At 57.6% G+C, this 1858-nt stretch carries 2 protein-coding genes; both read right to left on the bottom strand.

Annotated features, from left to right (window positions below):
- Window positions 1-121 precede the first annotated feature (121 nt).
- The gene (locus tag E5W70_RS32215) at window positions 122-961 is read right to left on the bottom strand and encodes an intradiol ring-cleavage dioxygenase (RefSeq protein WP_292665376.1); all 840 of its coding nucleotides are present in this window, start codon (window positions 959-961) and stop codon (window positions 122-124) included.
- A 43-nt stretch (window positions 962-1004) separates the two neighbouring features.
- A complete protein-coding gene (locus E5W70_RS32210) occupies window positions 1005-1784 on the bottom strand; it encodes an ATP-binding cassette domain-containing protein (RefSeq protein WP_292665374.1) in 780 nt (259 codons plus the stop codon).
- Window positions 1785-1858 lie beyond the last annotated feature (74 nt).

The following is a 1858-nucleotide window of genomic DNA, read 5'->3' as shown; positions in this document are numbered from 1 at the left end:
GCGCAGTTGTCGCGATGCCGGGGTGAAAGATAGGCATTCACATAAGCGTGGCCAGCAAAGGGACTTTCACGAAGCTCACTTTCCCAAGCGGTCTTGGCGCCCCAAGTGACCAGCCTCACACTCAATCTCGCTTCAATACGAAATCAAATTCCGCCTTCCATTTGACGTTGCCATCCCGAACTGGAACGAAATCGACGATAAGCGAGTCCTTCACACCGAACACCGCATCGGACTCGATATAGCGGTCGCCGGCCACGAAAATATGCGTGCACACGCGGTCATATCCGGGAGCACCGCACAGGAAATGCATGTGCGCCGGCCTGTAAGGATGGCGCCCTAGCTTATCGAGCATCTGGCCAACGGGTCCATCGTCGGGGATCGGATAGGAGACAGGCTTAATGCCGCGGAAGAAGTAGCGACCGTCCGCCCCCGTCCGAAAGATGCCGCGATTGTTAAAGGGTGGTTGGATGTCTGGCTGCTGAACATCGTAAAACCCCTCTTCATTGTCAGACCACACATCAATGTAAGCGTCGGCAATGGGCTGTCCGTCTAGGCCGAGAACACGCCCTTCATACAAGCAAAGCTCTCCCAGACCATCTAGGTTAATGCTGTCGCCCATCTGCCTTTCGGGCGCGCCGTCGACATGGAATGGGCCGTATACCGTGCTCTCCGTCGCACCGCTCGGCCTCCGGTGATTGATCGCGTCAACCAGCATGGAAACCCCGAGCACATCGGAAAGCAAAATGAACTCTTGCCGCGATTGACTGCAGATCTGACCGGTCCGCGTGAGGAATTCGATGGCAATGCCCCATTCCTCTTCCGTTGGTTCGACGTCTTTGATGAAGGCATGCAGATGCGCGACGAGGGACCCCATAACCTGGCGCAGGCGCGGGGTGGTGTTGTTGCCCATGCGCGCGTTGACTGTTTCGGCCGAGTTGTGTTCGTTTAGATACTTCGCCATCTTGACTCTTCCCATTTGCGCGCTTGCTCGTTGGTCCACCAAGTCAGACAGTTCCCCCCAATGATGCTTCCAACTGCGCAAGCTCTTGTCCGCCTGCCATCAAATTTTGCAGCTCCTCGGCACTGATATGACCGCGGTCCGCTGTCCCCAAGGTCTTGCCCCGATTGAGAACCGTAAAGCGGTCACCGACTGCTAGCGCGTGCCGGACATTATGCGTGATGAACACGACGCCGATGCCCTTCTTTCGGACGTGGTCGATGGTCGTGAGGACATTGGCCGTCTGCCGGACCCCAAGGGCTGATGTGGGCTCATCCAATATGAGAACCTTCGCACCGAAGTAGACCGCGCGCGCGATGGCAACAGTTTGGCGCTCACCGCCCGAAAGGGTCCCCACTGCCTGGCTGGGCTCGCGCAGGTTGATGCCCATATGCCGCATTTCCTGCATGGTGATCGCGTCGGCCGTCTCGAGATCAAAACGGCGGAAAGGCCAGATGCCCTTCTGGGGCTCTCTGCGCATCCAGAAGTTTCGCGCAACGCTCATCAAGGGGATCATCGCGAGGTCCTGATAGACCGTTGCGATGCCCCCCGCCATCGCGTCTCGAGGAGTGGTGAAGTAGGCGACTTGCCCACCGACTCTTATTTCCCCTTGGGAAGGCACATGCACGCCGGACATAGTCTTGATCAAAGTCGACTTGCCTGCGCCGTTGTCGCCAAGGAGGCAATGGCACTCGCCGGCCTGCACGTCGAAAGAGATTCCAGACAAGGCTATGATGTGACCAAACTGCTTGCGAATGTCGACCATTTCGAGGATCGGGGCAGCCATCACTTCTCTCCCGTGATCATTCGGCGGACGTAGGTATTGGCCAGAACTGCGGCGAGCAGAATGCTCCCTAGGAA

Origin of the sequence: Mesorhizobium sp., assembly GCF_005063415.1 — a bacterium.
Classification (GTDB): domain Bacteria; phylum Pseudomonadota; class Alphaproteobacteria; order Rhizobiales; family Rhizobiaceae; genus Mesorhizobium.
This window is presented reverse-complemented; position numbering and strand designations above follow the sequence as displayed.